This is a genomic window from Erwinia sp. PPS120, from assembly GCF_047918655.1.
GTDB classification, from domain to species: Bacteria; Pseudomonadota; Gammaproteobacteria; order Enterobacterales; family Enterobacteriaceae; genus Erwinia; species Erwinia tasmaniensis_A.
Window position 1 is genome coordinate 1 of sequence record NZ_JBLREF010000047.1, and the last position, 17,960, is coordinate 17,960.

The following is a 17,960-nucleotide window of genomic DNA, read 5'->3' on the forward strand; positions in this document are numbered from 1 at the left end:
TGACCCATCCGCCAGTGTTGCCGTAAACGGCGCCCCCACCACAGGCGCATCGTCGTGATAGCGATATTGCATTAGCGCACTGCTGCGGCTCTTCGCCGGATCAGCAAGCCAGGGCATATCGGCCTCAGCGCTCGCAGCCCCCGTCGTCGCCGAACGCTTAATCTTCCGCGTATAGGTCATGTCCGTCCCGTACTCTATTTTCCCGCCTTCTATTATCAGGTAGCTGCCCCCACCCATCAGCGTCACTTTCTTCTTACCCGCAAACAGCATATCGCTGGCCGATATCAGGCTCAGCTTCTGCTCCGCACTGATGTGCATCGCACCGTTCTGCGCCTGTATCTGCACCGGGCCTTCGCTGGCGTTCAGGCTGAGTTTGCCCGCTCTGGCAAACAGGCCTGTCTGCTCACCCGCCAGAATGGCGGTGTTACCCATCGACCCGCTGCTGAAATCCCCCGAAGCATTCATTGCGACGTTCTGACTGGCGGCCAGCTGCATATGCTCACCGCTGGTGAACGCCACGCCCTGCGGGCCGTGGCAGTAAATCATCCCGTTCAGCGGCTTCAGCCTCTGCTCAAACATCGCCTGCTGGCTGGCAATATCCGCCTCCAGCGCCTGCGCCTGTTCTGCCGCCGCCGCCAGGGCCTTTATCTGCTGCTGGCAGACGTCGATTTCCTTCAGCGCCGTTTCCATGTCCAGTACCTCACCTGCCGCTTTGCTCTGCCCGTCTGCGGTAATAAACAGCCCTTTTGCCACGCGGATGACGCCGTACTCGTCGATGCGCAGTTCAAAGCCGGTGCCCCGCTGTTTATTCTGCCCGTCGGCGATATGCCCCTGGTTCAGCTGCGTGCTGCCGAAAGGGGTGGTCAGCGCGATATGCTCCTGCCCGCGCTGGTCTTCCATCCGCAGTTCATTGGCAGCAGGGGTGCGCAGAACGTTCTGGCTGCGGTTGTCACGGGTAACAACGTCCTGATGCTCTGAGTCGTGGAACGCGTGGGCGATATACGGCCTGTCGATGTTGCCGTCGTCAAACGCAATGCCCACTTCAGTGCCATCGATAAGCGGCGTGTGCCAGCCGTAAGTGTCGCCTGAACAGGGTTTGACCTGGCGTATCCACAGAGTGCGGTAGCCCGGCTCTGCGTCTTCACGGCTGAAGTCCAGCTTCACCCGGTAGCGACCCTGGCTGTCCAGATGCGCGTAGATGTCGTGCTTCTCCCGGCTCTCGATGCGGGCCGGCAGCGTGCCGTGTATCTTTGGTCGGGGCAGTTCAGCCGGACGAAAGCAGAACTGTTCGCTGTAGGGCATGCCCCATACCGACACGTGCAGGCGTGTGTCGCGGGCGGCACGGTAAGAGGAAAGGTGATCCCCCCGCTTCCTGTCCCAGCACATCACTGTCATCGGCTTCCAGAACCATCCCCGGCGTCAGGTGCGCCGCGTTGCTGAACAGGCTATGTTTCAGGTTTTTCCATCGAACGAATCACAAAAAAGTCCTGAGAAATACCTGCACCTTTCTCCACTGTTTGAATATCGTGAACAAACCAGGCATACATTTCAGACGGTGCACTGTCTTCAGGAAAGGGCTGAGGCTGCATCAGATAAGCCGAATGCGCGTAATCGAGAAATCTTCTCGCGCGCCTTAATGCTGGCCCATATACATCAGGCACGATCCGAAGGCGTTTATCATCAGGATCACCTTCCATGCTATTTTTCATTTTTACTGCAACATCATGGACATCTTCCAGCCAGCCCCAGTTTTTGTGCAACACATCAAGTTCATTCTGATACCGGCCGGCCGTCACTTTAGCCTGCGGTGATATACCCAGCAACCCGGCAGATGCGCCGGCTGAAGCCAAAGTATCCCCACGCTGTTTTTCATATTTCATACATTCGCTACGGTACTGATAATATTGTCGCCCCAGCCACTCAATATAACTGTCGAGATGACGGTTTTGTCCGCCAATACTCACGGCTTTAAAAGGCACGGCTCGCTGATAAATTCGTGTCCACTGCACGACTGATTTGTTATTAACGTTATCCTGCATAATGAAATAGGCAGCAACATCAGTATCAGTTTGATCGAGTATTTGTAGGTCTGGAAAAGGAACTCCAGCCATGGTAGCCGCACGATACATCCGATGTAATGCCACTCGACAGAGTTCCGCGCTCGGTTTTTGTTCGTTAGGTTTCAGACCGCCGCCTACATCCTCTGAGCAGCCGGGCAGCAGCTCTTCCTGATGCTTATCATTACTCCCACCCAGGCAGTAAAGGCTACGCCAGGGACGATTTTCATGGGCAGCGACCAGATGAAGCGCATTTTTAACGGTATTGGGTAATGCCGACTCCTGGTCGACAGATTTATCACCCAGTAAAACGCTGATGCCTCTTACTGGCCCGCCAAATACTGATACAAACCAGTCGACGCCATTATTATTACTGGCTGGAGTGTGCCGGGAACAGTCAAATAATCCGGCAAAAATAATTTCTACGGGAATGCTTTCATAGAGGTATTTCTTACCTTGTTTTTGACAAATTACACCAAGCAGCATATCGATAAATTTACGCGCAAGTGTTGCACCGAGATCGTAGCCAAATAATGAAATGGAGATCCGTTTGATTGGAACCTGGCTCTTAGTTTTGACTTCTTTGAAAGCTTCTTCAAACGTAGTTTTCGTCGAAGTAATTCTAGTATCAACACCTGTTACCAGCATATCGGTAATGGTGGGATTATCGCGCAACCAGGGGGTTGCCTCGATAAATGTTCTTTTTGCTGCATTTTTCGCAGTATCACTCGTGATTTTTTTCCATTCGGTGGGAGTGATTATTTTCTTACCTGAATATTTTAATATCTCCCACCAGTTACCACCTTTCAGTAATTCCATACCAGCATCTTTCGCCATCTCTTTTGGCCGTTCTTTAAGATCATCCAGCACAGAACTCTGGGCACCATCCATGATGGTGTGAAGTTTTGAAGTTAGATTTTCTTTGAATGGGGTACCCAACCCGGAAATATAGAATTTAGAGTGGTTTTCATGGGGGGTATCTTGCTGCACGCTGGGAAAAGCCCGAAATAAACGAGCAATGTTACTGAGGCGATTCTCTGGCGCATCCTGTTCAATATTACGGTGAATGCCATCAAAAAATAATCCCACCTGCCAGGTTCGAGAACAGTTCCCTACATTTGCATCTTCAGCCTGCTGTGCACGATTTGCGGCCGCAATTATGCTTTCAATATCCATGCCTATAACTCCTGTCAGTCAGTATGCTCTAAAATCACTTCAGCCTTAGGACTTACGAAGCCAGTTCCCCACCATAGTCGAACTTTATCTCCTGGAAAAAAATAAACATGGAGATAATTTTCTTCCCGTTTTCTTTTTGGTAATGGCATAACAACCCGACGAGTTTCTTTACGAAGACCCGCATCGTACTGTGCTCTCGTAGTGCTTAATGTCCAGATGACTTCCGCTTTATTACCACTGATACTGCCACAACAAGTTGATCCACCAGGCCCCGAAGCATATGGATTATTTTTATCATGTGCAGAAGAATTTGCCCCTGCCACGCCGTTGACGCTAAACCCCAAAATAGGCCTGTCAATTTCACTGTGAATGATCAATGTTACTGGACCCATCGGCGGTCCCCAGACTGATGCCCAGATTAACCAACCACCGTATGCCAGAACCACCGCCAGCAGGCTCCCCCAAATACATTTTCCCCAGCGGGCATAGCCGCGATTTACGGCACCATCAACTTTGTTATAGGTTTTGAAAAATCCCATCATTTATATTCCGTGTTAGTCGAACACCCTTACTTTATGGGTTTAAATATCTTTGCCGATGCTCAACATTTTTAAGCTGTAAAGTGCATCAGCACATCTGCCAGCGATCGCACTCCACTCACCACATTCGGCAGTGCAGCCCTCAGTGAGTCCGATTCCAGCATCGACCTCCCACCATTAAGGTAACAAAGCGCATAGACTTTCTTATCCACCGGGGTTAGGAGCCCCACCGCTTCACTCTTCTTCAGCGCCTTTATAACCATCAAACGCTGCGCACAGGGTGGAAACGCCTTGCTGGTCGGCATTTTCTGCCATTCGTTTAATACGAGGGCCACTTCTGGCTTATCCACAATCTGCTGCCAGGTGACGTTATCCAGCCTGATAATGTGATCTGTCGGGCCTTTAACCTCTGATGGCGTAATGCTGAGCCGCTGCCACTGCGTTTCGCCGGGTAGCCACCATTGTGTGATACCGTTGAACAGGTAAGCATGCCAGCCCTCTTTAGCGCATCCCGCCAGCACTTCAATCACATGATTTACATAGAAGCGAACCAGCGCTGTCGGGCCCTTAGGGGGCACGATGGTACATCCACGGGACAGCTGCACGGCCAGCGAGGATGGATATCGGACTGAGGTAATCACAGCAATACAACCAGGCAGTTTATCCAGATACCTCTTTAGCTGCTCCTTATCATCCACTTCCAGCAGCCAGGGGCCGTAGTTCTGAAACTCCGTAAGCTGCGGATGGATATACAGCGAATGCAGCCTGTTTTCATGTCTGGCCTTAAACACCAGAAAATTGGTTTCCGATTGTGCCCCTGCTTCAAACAGGAGGCAGAGATTTTCTTCTGTCCTGGCGGGCAATGCTGCCAGTAGCACTGTGGTGTCCATCGTTATGCTCCCTGCACAATGGCATCATTGGCCTGAATCGCTTTCAGCAGGCACGGAATACAGATTTTGCCCATTATCACCGGGTTAATTTCCGGGAATGCCAGTGGCTGAGCGGCAGCTCCCGTCGTCGCCGAACGCTTAATCTTCCGCGTATAGGTCGTGTCCGTCCCGTACTCTATCTTCACGCCTTCAATCGTCAGATAGCTGCCCCCACCTATCAGCGTCACTTTCTTCTTACCCGCAAACAGCATGTCGCTGGCCGATATCAGGCTCAGCTTCTGCTCCGCACTGATGTGCATCGCACCGTTCTGCGCCTGTAGCTGCACCGGGCCTTCGCTGGCGTTCAGGCTGAGTTTGCCCGCTCTGGCAAACAGGCCTGTCTGCTCCCCCGCCAGAATGGCGGTGTTACCCATCGACCCGCTGCTGAAATCCCCCGAAGCATTCATTGCGACGTTCTGACTGGCGGCCAGCTGCATATGCTCACCGCTGGTGAACGCCACGCCCTGCGGGCCGTGGCAGTGAATCATCCCGTTCAGCGGTTTCAGGCGTTTATCGAACATCGCTATCTGGCTGGCAATATCCGCCTCCAGCGCCTGCGCCTGTTCTGCCGCCGCCGCTAACTGCTGAAGCTGATTGCGGCAGACAGCGATTTCCTTCAGCGCCGTTTCCATGTCCAGTACCTCACCTGCCGCTTTGCTCTGCCCGTATGCGGTAATAAACAGCCCTTTTGCCACGCGGATGACGCCGTACTCGTCGGTGCGCAGTTCAAAGCCGGTGCCCCGCTGTTTATTCTGCCCGTCGGCGATATGCCCCTGGTTCAGCTGCGTGCTGCCGAAAGGCGTGGTCAGCGCGATATGCTCCTGCCCGCGCTGGTCTTCCATCCGCAGCTCATTGGCAGCAGGGGTGCGCAGGATATTCTGGCTGCGGTTGTCACGGGTGACCACATCCTGATGCTCTGAGTCGTGAAACGCGTGGGCGATATACGGCCGGTCGATGTTGCCGTCGTCAAACGCAATGCCCACTTCAGTGCCATCGATAAGCGGCGTGTGCCAGCCGTAAGTGTCGCCTGAACAGGGTTTGGCCTGGCGTATCCACAGAGTGCGGTAGCCCGGCTCTGCGTCTTCACGGCTGAAGTCCAGCTTCACCCGGTAGCGACCCTGGCTGTCCAGATGCGCGTAGATGTCGTGCTTCTCCCGGCTCTCGATGCGGGCCGGCAGCGTGCCGTTTATCTTCGGGCGGGGTTCTTCTTTTGGCCGATAACAGAACTGTTCGCTGTAGGGCATGCCCCATACCGACACGTGCAGGCGTGTGTCGCGGGCGGCGCTAAATGTGGCCAGCGTAATCAGCATCCCATCCTGCAGGTCGTTAAGGGTGCTGCCGTCTGTCTCCAGTACCATCCCCGGCATCAGATGTGCGGCGTTGCTGAACAGATGCAGACGGACGGACTGATTCAGTTCGCGCTCGTGGTGAATACGGGCATAAAACGCCCCGCTCTCCGTTTGCGGCTCAGAGGTGCTGTCGTCGCCCGCCTCGGGGAATGGGCCGCCGTAGCGGTAGTGCTCCCCGGTGGTGGTGGCACTGTTTCTGACGGCGACCGCCGAGTCCATCAGCGTGCTCGCCGTGTGGTAGTTATAGTCCCGGGTGCGGACCAGACCCGTCACCGTATTGTGCCAGCTGCGCAGGTCCCACACCGATTCCGCTGCGCCGTCATAAAGCGCCGACGGCTCCTGATACGGCACATGAACATCAAACTGATAAAACTGCTGGCTGTCGGCAAAGGTCAGCGTGTCCAGCCCGGTCACGTCATTGACTCCGGTGCGGAACCAGATACCCACCTCAGAAAGGATGCGCTGAATAAACTGCAGGTCGGTTTCGCGCCACTGGGTGATAAGCTCACGCTGGGGGTACGTTTTCTCCAGCCGGAACTCAAAATCCGCCCCCTCCAGGCTGTGCTCTCGCAACACCTGCTCTACCAGCTCCGGCACAGAGATATTCTGGTATACCGCGCAGCGCCGGGTATACCCCAGCAGCGCCAGACGGGACGAGAGCGTCACGCTGTAGTGCGTCTGGTCGGCGGTGGTGCCCAGCCATTCGAACGCAGTGAGTATTCCCTGCACTACCCGGCCACTGAGCATGTTGAGCGTCGCGTACTTCAGTAATACCTCTTCGGCGGTCACATCGCTCTGTGGCGTGGTGAACTCAATACGCCACTGCGACGGCGCACTCAGCGCCTCACGACCGTGAAAGTTCAGTACGTCCGGTTTTACCCGGCTGTCGTTTATCTCAAAGGTGTAGCGCTTTTTTCCGTCAAACAGCGCCAGCCAGTTGTCCATTGCCATTAACGTTACTCCTTAACGGGGAGCAGGGTCAGAAAACCACTCCCGAGCTCAATGGTACGGGGTTTGTCGGGGTCGAGATCGTCACGAGTCAGCACCAACCGCCAGGCGTTGTTCTTCATCTCCGGGCGGTTAAACAGTCCGACCACTGCCACATACTTCGCCTCCTCGACCATCGGTATGTTGAGGGTGACGCTGCCTCCGGGCATCACCAGCAGGGATTTGCTCGCGACGATATCCTCTTTGAGCACGCTGTCGGCGGCACGAAGTAACGTCTGATAGTCGGCAGCATCCACTTTCTGGCGGTCCTTTAACTGCCAGACCTGGATCATGGTTGCCAGCGGCGTCTGCGCGTCATCGGCGTTGACCGCCGCGCGCGGTTCAAAGTCGAGATGCAGCACTTTTATCTTTTTGTAGAAAATGGATTTGGTCACGTTGACCGTGCCATCGGTGACGGTCTGCGTCAGGCCACAGCCGGCAAGCAGACCACAAAGCGCGAGCAGGACGACCTGTCGCAGAGAAACGGATGTCATTCAGAGGTTCCTTTCAGAATAAACAGCAGAACTAATCGAAGCGGTAACCGCCATCCTGTGCCTGAGGAAGCGGCTTGCAGTCCAGCCCTTCGTAACAGCCAAGGCTGACGGTCAGATGGGTACGTTTACCGGGCCTGTCGTTTTTCAGTCCCAGCACACCGGTACGGCCAAGCTGGACGCGGCGTTTTTGCCCCAGACGCGGTTCTGATAGCGCACTCACCGGGACGGTCAACCGCAGCCGCGCGTCCGAGCGATAGCCCAGGTAAACCCGCAGCAGCACCATCAGATCCGTATGCAGTTGCCCGCCGGGCAGCCAGCCCCCTGCTTCTTGTTGATTGTGGGTGGCAAGCATCAGTAAGATGCGGCTGCAGGCTTCTTTCCCGGTTTTACCCAGCGTCGCCCGTTGTGACAGGGCAATGCGGTGGCCTTTACCCAGACCGCTGCGCTGCGACACCTGGACCTTCAGCGGGTCCGGGCTGGTAACCGTCGCAGTGGTGTCTGGCGCCAGCAGGCTCACCAGTTGGCGAATACCTTCGGCATTGCGGGTCGGCAGGCGCATGGTGCCCAGCAGCGCGAGGAAACGGGAGACCGGGGTGGCAACATTCTCTGCCGTGCCGGGAATCCCCAGGCCCACCAGCCCCAGCAGACACTGTGAGGTGGCATCCGTCGCGCCAGGCTCAAACGTGGCCGGGTACGCGTATTTACGCCAGATACGGTAATACTGGGTGGTGATACGGTGGCTGAAGATGTCGAGAAAGGCCGTAGTCGCCTCAACCCCTTCGCGACGCTGGGCAATATCATCCAGATACGCGGTCGGTAGCGGTGAGTCCACGCCGTACATCCCCATAAACGTGGTACGTACGGTCGGCGGCAGTTCCGGGCGATCTTCGTCTGTTTCTACCGCACAGAGTTCACTTGCCGGGAAGCCCATCCCCGGCCAGGGACGAAAACGCACAGGATCGCAGGTCGGCCTATCGGCGGTGCCCAGCAGCGGCCTGCCGGGCGATTCCTGTTCAAGCAGCTGGCAGAAGCGGTAAAAGTTAACCCGCCAGATATCCTGGCCGAGGTCTTCGGTCAGCCTGGTACGTGCTGGCTGTGGCTCTCTTTCCATTGCAGTCGTTTCCCTGTCGGTTGCAGTACCAGCGTCAGCTGATTGAAAAGGTGAACATCAGCATACAGCGCAAAGAAACGATGCAGCATTTCACCAAACAAATTCACATCGCCCTCGCCCGCGAAGTTGTCCGCATTCAGCGTGACTTCAATATCCACGCCGCGCAGCATATAGCCGCGTTCGAAACGACGTATCAGCGTATGCTTCACGGCGACGATAGCCTCCAGACGACGGCGGTTCATCTCATCGTCGGTCCAGTCATACAGCGCCAGCGTACCGCGCAGCACTTCCGGGTTATCCATCATACTCAGGAAGCTGGAGCCCAGATGACTCATCACCCGCCAGTGAAAACGGTCGTTGGCCGGTGGATAAAGCGGCAGTGTCGGCGCATTCAGGTTCAGAACCTTGACCGGCACTTTACCGGCTTTCACCACCCGGTCGAGCAGCGTACTTTCCAGCGCCTTACGGGGCAGTTGCCCGTTGGTACCGGTGATGCGCATGGATAACGACTCTGGCTTTTCCGCCAGTTGCTCTATCTCGAATGACCGCCCGCCGAGGATAAGCCAGGTGTCATACAGTCCCGATGGGCCGCGCTTTACGCGGGTATGGAAGTAACGCTCCGGCGCATCATGCCGCATCATGCCGCCACGGTGACGAAAACTGGTGAATGGTACGTAGGGATGCTTACCGCTTTTTACCGCGCCGTGGATGCTATCGACACTGTAGATTTCCGTGTGACCGTCCTGGACGCGCAGCGGACGCAGCAGGTATTCATTTTCCAGCGGGTCAATGGTCAGCGGGTCGGCTTCCAGGGTGAAGAGGTTAATCACCGGGGCACAATGCAGGCGGAAATTGTCGGTTTCAAAAGGCATATCGGATGGCCAGCCGCCATCGAGCACAATATCGGTTTCAAACCAGGTGGTGTCCTGATTAAGTCCGGTCAGTTCCAGCCCACGCAACTCCACAAACATAAACTTCTGGCGGAAGCTGAAATACTCCAGCAGCAGCTGGTAGCCACTGAACGCCGAGTCGCCTTTCGGCCAAAGTCGCTCAGTATCGTCAAAGCCCATCGGCTTACACCAGCCATCAAAGCGTACACGTTCGGTGTGGGTGTCGGCATGCCGGGCATACATTGCCTGCACCCGGCGGGTCAGCGCCAAATGCAGGGCCGACGCGACAGGGCTTTCGGCATCAAGATAAATGGCGACTTTATCGATCCCGCTTTTCGCCCAGTTCACCTTACTGGCACACTCAAAACGCAGGCGGATGACCGCACGCCCGTCCGGCTCAGTCTGCAAACGCGCGTCAGCCAGATGGAGTGGCTGCAGGGGGATATCGCGGGTAGTGCGGTACTGGCAGACGGTTTTACCCGGCCCAATCGGGCGTGACAACACCGGGAAGCCTTCCGGCAGGACCTCAGCCTGTTTCAGCAATTGCCACTCGGGCGAGAACATCACCACCGACAGTGACGGAATAGTTCGCATGTAATGTGGCCACAGAAGGCTCACCAGCCCTTCTGTCAGCTCCGGCAGGTCATCATCGAGCTTTTCACGCAGGCGGCCCATCAAAAAGGCAAATCCTTCAAACAGCCGCTCCACATACGGGTCGCGTGCACCGGTCTTGTCGAGGTTGAGCATGGCGGCGCGATCGGGATGCGCGCGGGAAAATTCTTTACCGGCTTCGCGCAGATAGCGCATTTCCGCCTCAAAATAACGCAGAGTTAAATCATCCATGCACGGGATTCCTGAATGTCGTGGTTGTCAAAAAGAGGTTATCAGGCGCAGCCTGTTCAGCCGCACAACACCATCGCCCGGGCGGGATCGATAGCAATCAGTCCGGCCAGCAGCGCATCCATTTCCGGGGCAAGACGGGCTTTATCCGTTTCACCTCTACCGGCTTTCAGTCGTAACAATTTCAAACGCCTGGCCTGCACTTCAAACAGCAGTGCAGGCTCCCAGTCGTTAAGCGTCAACTGTGGAGCGCGGGTTGTCAGCTCACCAAGCAGGTGAAGTGCCATCTCATTGCGTCCGAACTGTTCGGCAATTCTGGCCATCAGCAGGCGTTGCAGCCAGCGGCTGCGGGGAGAGTTCATTCCAGCTCGGGTCTGAAGCCAGCCCAGCGCCGCTTCCGGACCTTCGCTATCGCCTTTGGCCATCGCTTCTGCCTCCAGCGCGAGAATGTCATCCGTTTGCCCGCCGCCCGCAACGACTGCGGGTTCATCACCAAACCCCACCACATCGTTATTCGCCTTTTCCGCTATCCAGTTGAGCGTCACTTCGTCCGCAAACGGAGTGCCGTCGCTCCAGGCGAGCTGTTCCAGACCCGGCAGGCGGGCCAGCAACAGCTTCAGGTCACTGGTGATGTAATCGGCCCAGCCCTCTCTGGTCTGCCCGGCGCGGGTCAGGCCCTGCCAGAGATACCACTGTAGATCGAGCCAGAAACGGTTGCCTCCCTCACAAAACATGGTGCCTGCCTGCTCCACCAGTTCAGTCCAGCTCTGTTGCAGGTACAGACGTTTAAGCTGTGCGCGGTAATCGGATTTGGGGGGCGAAAGACGGGTCCGACCACTTGCATCCAAAGCCGGTAGCTGGCCCACCGTATCCCAGCGTACGGCTTTCATCAGGCGATGTGATGCGAGCCAGCCATCAGGCTGTTCGGCCAGCCAGCCCGCCAGCACTTTCGACTGACCCAGAAACTCACCTTCCGATTTCACTGCATTTGCCAGCGCTGACAGTCTGACAGACGATGCCGGAGAGTTTTCCGGATTGCCGGCCGGCTGCGGCATCAATCCCTCCAGGCCGCCGGAACCCGCAATCCGGGCCTCCAGCATGCCGGATAATCCATCGAGTGAAGGACGTACGCTCTCTGGCCAGGTCTCCAGGAGCGAGTCCAACAGGCAGAGCACCGCTGCGGTTTGTGAGGTTTGTTCACGGGTGGTATCCGGCCAGCGGGAAAGCGTGTCCTTTATCTTCGTGCTGTTCAGCCATTCCAGTGCCGATTTGCGGGCATTGGCGCGACGCGGATGGCAGTGCTCTCCGTAGCGGGTCAGGAGAGCCGCCAGTAGCTGCAAGCCCTCACATAACCCCTGCTCGCCGTCGCGTTGCAGGCGGGCAAAGCAGTACCAGGTCACTACCCGAATATCCCGGGCGTGATGGCTGAGAATGCTCTCCGCCAGTCGGCATAGCATGTCGCTATCGGTGCCGGAAAGCTTGTTGATTTCCTCGCGCATCAGTTGGAAGTCGTCGTCATAGGCGGGGTCTTCCCCCGCCCCTTCAGCGTCAGTCAGCGGTTTCAGCCAGTTATCCCACTGAGACAGGCTGCTCTGCTGGCGTGTAAGGCGTGCAAATTGCTGCGCTTCATCAGGGACACACAGTGCCAGAAGTGTTTTTGCCGTTGCCATATTATTCCCCCTCCGTGAAGGCCTGGTGGCTGTTCACGGCATCAGCCTCCACCGAAAAGACAGACGCCGGTAAGCGGAACCCCTGAAGTTTTAGTAACGCCAGAGGACCCTCGCCCAGCTCACTGCGCAGTATAAATTTTAGCGGATTGCCGTCTGAAGCGATCCACACCAGCTGGGTGCGGCTGCTGTCGAGCGGGGTGATCCGCGCTTTACCCAGCAGTCGAATAAAGCCCCAGTTCCCCTGGATATGCTCGTACAGCCGCATTTCAGTGTTCACCGACCGCCAGCTCATATCCACACCGGGATAGTAGGTATTCCCCGGCCAGATAAAGCTTTGCCAGCTCTCCATCTGGTTGAAATAATCCAGGTTCTGACCGTCCAGCGTCAGCTGTACACGAGCCACATTACGCGACGGCCGTGCCATCAGCTCGAAGTGAACACCGGCGTCACCCTGGGCAAAGATAATGTCTGAGATATCCGCGAGCTGGTTGATAGCAGCCAGGAACGCCGGGTTAACGGTCATACCCTGACTGGCCGATGGATCCACCACCCAGTGGCTACCCTCCTGATGCAGGATCCCGCCGAGATTGGTTTTAAGGAAGGCGGCAATACGACCCGAGTCACCCCGCAGGAACTGCGCCAGCAGCGGTAGTGAGGCATCACTTCCCGTGGCCTTGAACGGATAGCGCCCGGCAAATGCCGTGTTCCACTGCGAGACGATGGTGCTCTGCCAGCGGGCATTCAGGCTGGCAGCCGCGGGGGCGAGCACCTGACGCCAGGCGAGATCCAGTGGCTGAACGAACAGGGCCTGACCAAATCCATCCCACTCCTGACCCAGGCTTGCGGCAACAAGGCTACCGTAGTCCCGGGTATCCGTCAGGTCGATGGCTTTGCCCTGGAAAACCGTCTGGGCCAGCATCTGAGCCATCGCCTGCGGGTCCGGTGCGCTGGTCACCTGCTGTAGTTTCAAACGAACCTGAATGACGCGCGCCAGCCAGGACTGAAAGCTCAGGTTACCGTTGCTGCCGGTGCCATCCTTGCCAGCCATCAGGCCATTCAGCGGGCCAAACACCGCATCCAGCGGACCTTTTGGCCCCTGTGCCTCAGTCGCAAATTGCTGCGCACGCTTTTTGCTGCCGACCAGCCTTTTGGCCGAATCCACCAGAGAGTCAGCCAGTGCCTGCCCTTTAGCGCCGGTCTGCCCCTGCCAGGCGAGCGTGTTCATCAGGGCCACCAGGGGGGACTGGCGTACATCAGCCAGCAGGTTCAGTTGCGCAATCGCTTCGGACAGCGAGCTGGCCTCCTGCCACTGGATGCTGTTGGCCATGTTCAGCCAGGCATTACCAAAATCCGTGAAGTAGCGTTCAGTCAGCCGCTGCCTGAGGGTTTCCGGTGAGATATCACTGCCTGGCTGATAGGTTTTATCGGTCAGTACCCAGTCAATTTCGTCACGCCGGGTTTCCACCACCGCATCAATGGCGCTCTGCACCTGCTCTTGCCATGCCTGACGGGTGAACATCCCCGGCACCACCTCCTCTGTGCTGAACAGGATCGAGGCATCGGTACCGCCGGTCATATCAGCCAGTGTCAGAGCGGGCCAGTTACTGGCAACGCGCTTAAGCATGTCCTGATACAGCCCTGATTCAGCGTTACGCTGTCCAATCTGTTTAAGCAATATCTGGCGGACGGTGCCAACCAGTTCTGCATCAGGCTTTATCTTCCATTCAGGATGAGCAGGCAGATTCTGGGCAAAGAAGCCCAGCAGTTTCGGTGCCTGTGTCTGCCAGGCGCTGACAGACACACCGGCACGTCCCGGCCAGGCCTTCAGCATATTTGCGGCAAACCAGGATGCATCGGCTTTATCCGGGCGAGCCAGCATCAGGTACCCTTTCAGCAGGTTATAGGTCTTCCGGGTCGCCGCGGTTCGCGCATCACTGGCCGGCGGCAGCTGCACAAAGGCATTCAGCTGGCGGTGAAGTTCGTCTGCCAATGCATCACGCATCAGCGCCTGGTTATTACGGGCATACAGCGGCCAGAGCGCAGTCAGGGTATCGCGGTCCTGATTCAGACCGAAGCGGGTATACCACGGCGCACCGTGGGCTTCCCGGTCCTGCAGGCGGGCGATCGCCTGCTGCAACACCATCTGGTTACGCAGACGCTCCGTGAGAGGCTGCCGGGTATCGGCCGCAATCTCAGCGGTATCCTGCGCCTGATAAATCTGGGCGCGGTTGACCACCAGAGACAGCAACGTCCCTGCCCCCCACAGCAGAACTAGCGTCAGCAGGGCCAGACGCAGTACGCGCTGCCAGTGAAATCCGATTTTACGGGGATGCACCTGCAGGCAGTCTTCTTCAAGCGCCTGCCACGCAGGATGGCTTAAGCGTGCATGCGGCAACGTGGCAGTTGCCACAAGCGCAGGACTGAACATCACGCCACGCAGGCGATAAGGTGCGGGCCCGGTCATCAGACTTGTCAGTAACGGGATCAGTTCCTGCTTAAGAGAGCCACGCAGTTGATCGGACAGCTCCATCATCCAGTCATGGCGGGTATCATTCAGCAGGACCGGCATGCCTGCCCGGCGCAGACGTGATGAAAGCGAGGTTAGTGACGCAACGGCCGCCTCCGGTGCGGCCCCCGGACCAAACAATGCGCCGGTTGCCGGAACGCCCTCCCCTTCCTGGCTCCAGGCTTCTTCACGAATAAACCAAAGCCAGATCGGTGCCTGCCAGCCCAGCATCACGTCAGCTTTCTGACGGCTGCGCACCAGCGTATCGAGCGCGGCGGCATCCGGAAGTGTTGCGCAGTCCATAACCTGCACAATGCCGTCGACAGGGCGCTGCGGGCGAATCTGATTGAGCACCGCAACAAACTCAGGGTCCGGTATGGCTTTTGCCTGCCCGGCATGGATCAGAACAATGCCGTCATTTTCCTGCCAGTGGTCGCGTTTGAGCCCCGGAACCACTTTCGCAATATGTTCATCGCTGCCCTGAACCAGCAGCAGACGAACTTTTGATTTCCAGCGGCGGCTGTAGCGCAGGCGGAGGTGATCGATGAGAGGAGCGGCGGTAAATCGCGTGGTGTCTTCATCGGTGTGCGGCGCATCAGGCTGTGCAGATGTGACGGTACTGATTTCTTGTCCGGTATCCTGATTACCGCCGCGTTCACCGGCCGCCGCCATTAATATCTCAGCAAACCATCCGATAATAAGAATGATAACAACAAGCGTCAGGCAAAAGACGAGCACACCGAGGTGGCTGTAAGGGCCCAGGCGCACCGCACTGGCCGTATCATCCGGATAGATCCAGAGAAAACAGCCGAATATGCCGGTGACACAGAGCGCAAAGAAAACAATGGATACAAGTGCTGAAGGTCTGTTCATAACGAGCGGTAACAATCCCTGATTATTATTCCGGAGTGACAGCGCAGAGCTGTTGGAAGTCTGATGAAGATTCGATCACAACCATTTGCGCTTCACGGTCAGCAAGGCACTGGCGGGTTGCGAGGATTAAGGCCTGCCATGGAGCTGCGACACCGGCAAAACCCGCTACAGCGTCAATATTGACGTAACGCTGGGCGGTCAATTCCGGAGCATAATTTTCGCAGGCGCTACTGAGGGCATCGCTGGATGTCAGGGTGCCACCGGTCATCCAGCCCCGAAGTGGTATGTTCTTTTCAAGCCCCGCCCATAGCATGGCGTGGCGCAGGGCATGCCCCATATCGCCACTGTGGTTCATTTGCGGGCGATGGAGACGTGCTGATACCGGCGGCGTGTCTTTAAGACGGCAGTTCGTCATCAGCATCACTGAAATGGCTTCCCCGGAATCATTTTCAGGCATATCATTCAGCTGTGCGCTGATCACCAGCAGGGCCGAGGGTTTTTCGTAATGTTGATCAAGCCAGTAATCGAGAATGCGTAACCCTGACAGGTCCCGGATACGAATAACCGGTTGGCTAATCTCTGGTAACCCGCTCAGAGAAAGTACCGGCAGGTCTTCCTCCACATCCAGCGCCAGAAAACAGGTCATGGCCGGAGGCAGTGAGTCCATCAGCTTAGTGATGCGACCGTTCAACTCAGCCTGAAGGCTTGCCAGCATATCGGAAGCACTTTCCCCACCAGGCAACCGAGAGTGCCTGACCGGTTTTTTAGCCCTGCGGGGCATCACTGGCTGAAGGATTGGCATTTTAGTGATAGCCGCTTTTTGCGTAGGCTTATGCTCGCACTCAAGGGCATTCACCAGAAACTCACCTACAAACCAGGCAAAACGCTGCCCCCGCCCTTTATCGGTAGCATGCCGGGCGTTGATGGTTCTGTTTGCCTTATCCTGACCCACGCATTGATATTTATAGCCAGCCCGACGCGCCGAGAACATGGATCCCCAAAGAAGTATCGGGAGTACAACAGCAAACAGCCAGAATCCGGGGACAGTGCGCTCACCCTGCCAGAACAGGAACGTCAGTCCCATCCCTGAGATCAAGACGGCTGCACCAAAGATTAACCAGCGTCGGGTAATCGGGCGCGGCGGTCTGGCTTTCTTTTCCGGGATCCTTCCCAGAATAACAGGCATAATCAACCCACCAGTGCGTCAGGCAGAGAACTGATCAGCGTGCAACCGCAGGCGCATTTGTGGCCGTGAAATGCTACCGGGATCCCGTTATCCAGGTAGTCCGGATGACCTTCTGTGATGGTGGTTGGCCCATGCCCTGGTAGTGGGCAGGACACTTTGTCACCTTTACGGGCAACGCCGATACCACCAAAGATCATGGTAGATGAACCTGACTGAACAGCTCCGCCATGAGTAGTTTTATCACCGATTCGAACAATTCCTTGCATAGTTCTATCCCTTAGCTAAGTTAGCCAAATTATTTGACGCTGCTTACTTCATGCAATCGTCTGTCATTTCCTTTTAAATATTTGATTCGCTCATTCGTCTTATCTAACAAACATTGCTCATATATACTTGAAAACGCAGTTCCAGTTCTCGATTCGTAGGTTTCATAATCGTAACTGACATCTCTCATTTTTATTCACGCGAGTTGATATTTTTTCAGATAAATACCTCTTGACTTACTCTGACCATAAAACTCAGCACTTCTTATGATCTTGAATTTGCTGTTTATAAAAGCTATTTAGCTCGCCATCTGCTTTAGCATATTCACTTTTAATTTTTTAGATAATTATCCTGTTCATTCGAAGAATCAACATATACAACAGTTGAAACTGAAAAAACAACCAACATCAATGCAAAACAACCCTTCATTTTAAACTCCATTTTGCGCATTAATATCTTTTCGAACCCAAGGCTATGGAAATTTAAATTCATTATTTCTAACACTACTATCAGCGACATCATCAATACTATTCATTTTTATATTTTCCTCTCCAAAAGAGTTCGAATCACATCGCTTTGTGCTTATTGTATCACCATTTTTTTACGTCTAAAAAAGCAACTGCTCCAGGTTTTTCTTCTGGAACTCTTAATACATAGGAATACTCCCCACGATTAAACCCAAGATATGTAGTATATGTTCCAAGATCAACCTATCTTTTAAGCTTATTCTGAGTATCAAAATTCACATTCAGCTCAGAAGTGCTTCCCTTACTAAAAGTATATCTTATAGTGCCATTTTTCTCATTAGCACAAAAAACAGCCGCGCGAATCGCTTTCCCAGAAAAATTACATGATGCAATGAGAGTCTTACCGGGCTTACATTCATTAGCATATAAATGAAAAGAAGCCGTAATTGCCAGAATAAAAAATAAATTTTTCATAAGAAAACCTTTTCACATAGTTTATAAGCAGTTCGTCGCTCTTCGAGCCCCATGTCTCCACCATTAACGACACTTGTTACGCCAGCGACATCATCATAACCTTTACCGCGATCTGCATTTTCGCTCTCGTGCTTCACTATCATCCGCG

12 protein-coding genes and 1 pseudogene are annotated in these 17,960 nt (G+C 55.3%); all 13 read right to left on the reverse strand.

Translation table 11 applies throughout. The features are described 5' to 3' along the window. A pseudogene (locus tag ACLRGG_RS20005) lies at positions 1–1,384 on the reverse strand (DUF2345 domain-containing protein); the annotation flags it as partial. A 61-nt stretch (positions 1,385–1,445) separates the two neighbouring features. Beyond that, positions 1,446–3,233 carry a T6SS phospholipase effector Tle1-like catalytic domain-containing protein gene (locus tag ACLRGG_RS20010; protein ID WP_416251404.1) on the reverse strand — a complete coding sequence of 596 codons (1,788 nt, stop codon included), beginning with the start codon at positions 3,231–3,233 and terminating at the stop codon, positions 1,446–1,448. Between the two features lie 14 nt (positions 3,234–3,247). Beyond that, on the reverse strand, positions 3,248–3,772 hold the full coding sequence (locus tag ACLRGG_RS20015; RefSeq protein ID WP_416251414.1) for a DUF3304 domain-containing protein: 525 nt from the start codon (positions 3,770–3,772) through the stop codon (positions 3,248–3,250). Positions 3,773–3,843: 71 nt separating this feature from the next. After that, the gene (locus ACLRGG_RS20020; protein ID WP_416251405.1) at positions 3,844–4,662 is read right to left on the reverse strand and encodes a DUF4123 domain-containing protein; all 819 of its coding nucleotides are present in this window, start codon (positions 4,660–4,662) and stop codon (positions 3,844–3,846) included. A gap of 2 nt (positions 4,663–4,664) precedes the next feature. After that, complete coding sequence (locus ACLRGG_RS20025) at positions 4,665–6,995, reverse strand: type VI secretion system Vgr family protein (RefSeq protein ID WP_416251415.1); 2,331 nt, start codon at positions 6,993–6,995, stop codon at positions 4,665–4,667. An 11-nt stretch (positions 6,996–7,006) separates the two neighbouring features. After that, positions 7,007–7,531 carry a type VI secretion system lipoprotein TssJ gene (tssJ, locus tag ACLRGG_RS20030; protein WP_416251406.1) on the reverse strand — a complete coding sequence of 175 codons (525 nt, stop codon included), beginning with the start codon at positions 7,529–7,531 and terminating at the stop codon, positions 7,007–7,009. Positions 7,532–7,562: 31 nt separating this feature from the next. Then, positions 7,563–8,642, reverse strand: coding sequence for a type VI secretion system baseplate subunit TssG (tssG, locus tag ACLRGG_RS20035; protein WP_416251407.1), 1,080 nt, complete (start codon positions 8,640–8,642; stop codon positions 7,563–7,565). Next, complete coding sequence (tssF, locus tag ACLRGG_RS20040) at positions 8,606–10,375, reverse strand: type VI secretion system baseplate subunit TssF (RefSeq protein WP_416251408.1); 1,770 nt, start codon at positions 10,373–10,375, stop codon at positions 8,606–8,608. Before tssF ends, tssG begins: the two co-directional genes overlap by 37 nt. A gap of 56 nt (positions 10,376–10,431) precedes the next feature. Next, on the reverse strand, positions 10,432–12,042 hold the full coding sequence (gene tssA / locus ACLRGG_RS20045; protein WP_416251409.1) for a type VI secretion system protein TssA: 1,611 nt from the start codon (positions 12,040–12,042) through the stop codon (positions 10,432–10,434). A 1-nt stretch (position 12,043) separates the two neighbouring features. Continuing rightward, positions 12,044–15,421: an ImcF-related family protein gene (locus tag ACLRGG_RS20050; RefSeq protein ID WP_416251410.1), complete on the reverse strand. Its 3,378-nt coding sequence runs from the start codon at positions 15,419–15,421 to the stop codon at positions 12,044–12,046. Between the two features lie 25 nt (positions 15,422–15,446). After that, a complete protein-coding gene (locus ACLRGG_RS20055) occupies positions 15,447–16,607 on the reverse strand; it encodes a KPHS_23130 family T6SS system protein (RefSeq protein ID WP_416251411.1) in 1,161 nt (386 codons plus the stop codon). Between the two features lie 2 nt (positions 16,608–16,609). Continuing rightward, entirely contained in the window at positions 16,610–16,873 is a 264-nt protein-coding gene (locus ACLRGG_RS20060) for a PAAR domain-containing protein (protein ID WP_416251412.1), read from the reverse strand. A gap of 708 nt (positions 16,874–17,581) precedes the next feature. Further along, positions 17,582–17,812 carry a hypothetical protein gene (locus ACLRGG_RS20065; protein ID WP_416251413.1) on the reverse strand — a complete coding sequence of 77 codons (231 nt, stop codon included), beginning with the start codon at positions 17,810–17,812 and terminating at the stop codon, positions 17,582–17,584. Between the last annotated feature and the right edge of the window lie 148 nt (positions 17,813–17,960).

Bases quoted from the DNA above. Each gene is read 5' to 3' on its own strand.
- ACLRGG_RS20025 (WP_416251415.1), bottom strand. From the start codon at position 6,995: ATGGACAACTGGCTGGCGCTGTTTGACGGAAAAAAGCGCTACACCTTT.
- ACLRGG_RS20050 (WP_416251410.1), bottom strand. From the start codon at position 15,421: ATGAACAGACCTTCAGCACTTGTATCCATTGTTTTCTTTGCGCTCTGT.
- tssJ (WP_416251406.1), bottom strand. From the start codon at position 7,531: ATGACATCCGTTTCTCTGCGACAGGTCGTCCTGCTCGCGCTTTGTGGT.
- tssF (WP_416251408.1), bottom strand. From the start codon at position 10,375: ATGGATGATTTAACTCTGCGTTATTTTGAGGCGGAAATGCGCTATCTG.
- ACLRGG_RS20065 (WP_416251413.1), bottom strand. From the start codon at position 17,812: ATGAAAAATTTATTTTTTATTCTGGCAATTACGGCTTCTTTTCATTTA.
- ACLRGG_RS20015 (WP_416251414.1), bottom strand. From the start codon at position 3,772: ATGGGATTTTTCAAAACCTATAACAAAGTTGATGGTGCCGTAAATCGC.
- ACLRGG_RS20055 (WP_416251411.1), bottom strand. From the start codon at position 16,607: ATGCCTGTTATTCTGGGAAGGATCCCGGAAAAGAAAGCCAGACCGCCG.
- ACLRGG_RS20060 (WP_416251412.1), bottom strand. From the start codon at position 16,873: ATGCAAGGAATTGTTCGAATCGGTGATAAAACTACTCATGGCGGAGCT.
- tssA (WP_416251409.1), bottom strand. From the start codon at position 12,042: ATGGCAACGGCAAAAACACTTCTGGCACTGTGTGTCCCTGATGAAGCG.
- ACLRGG_RS20020 (WP_416251405.1), bottom strand. From the start codon at position 4,662: ATGGACACCACAGTGCTACTGGCAGCATTGCCCGCCAGGACAGAAGAA.
- tssG (WP_416251407.1), bottom strand. From the start codon at position 8,642: ATGGAAAGAGAGCCACAGCCAGCACGTACCAGGCTGACCGAAGACCTC.
- ACLRGG_RS20010 (WP_416251404.1), bottom strand. From the start codon at position 3,233: ATGGATATTGAAAGCATAATTGCGGCCGCAAATCGTGCACAGCAGGCT.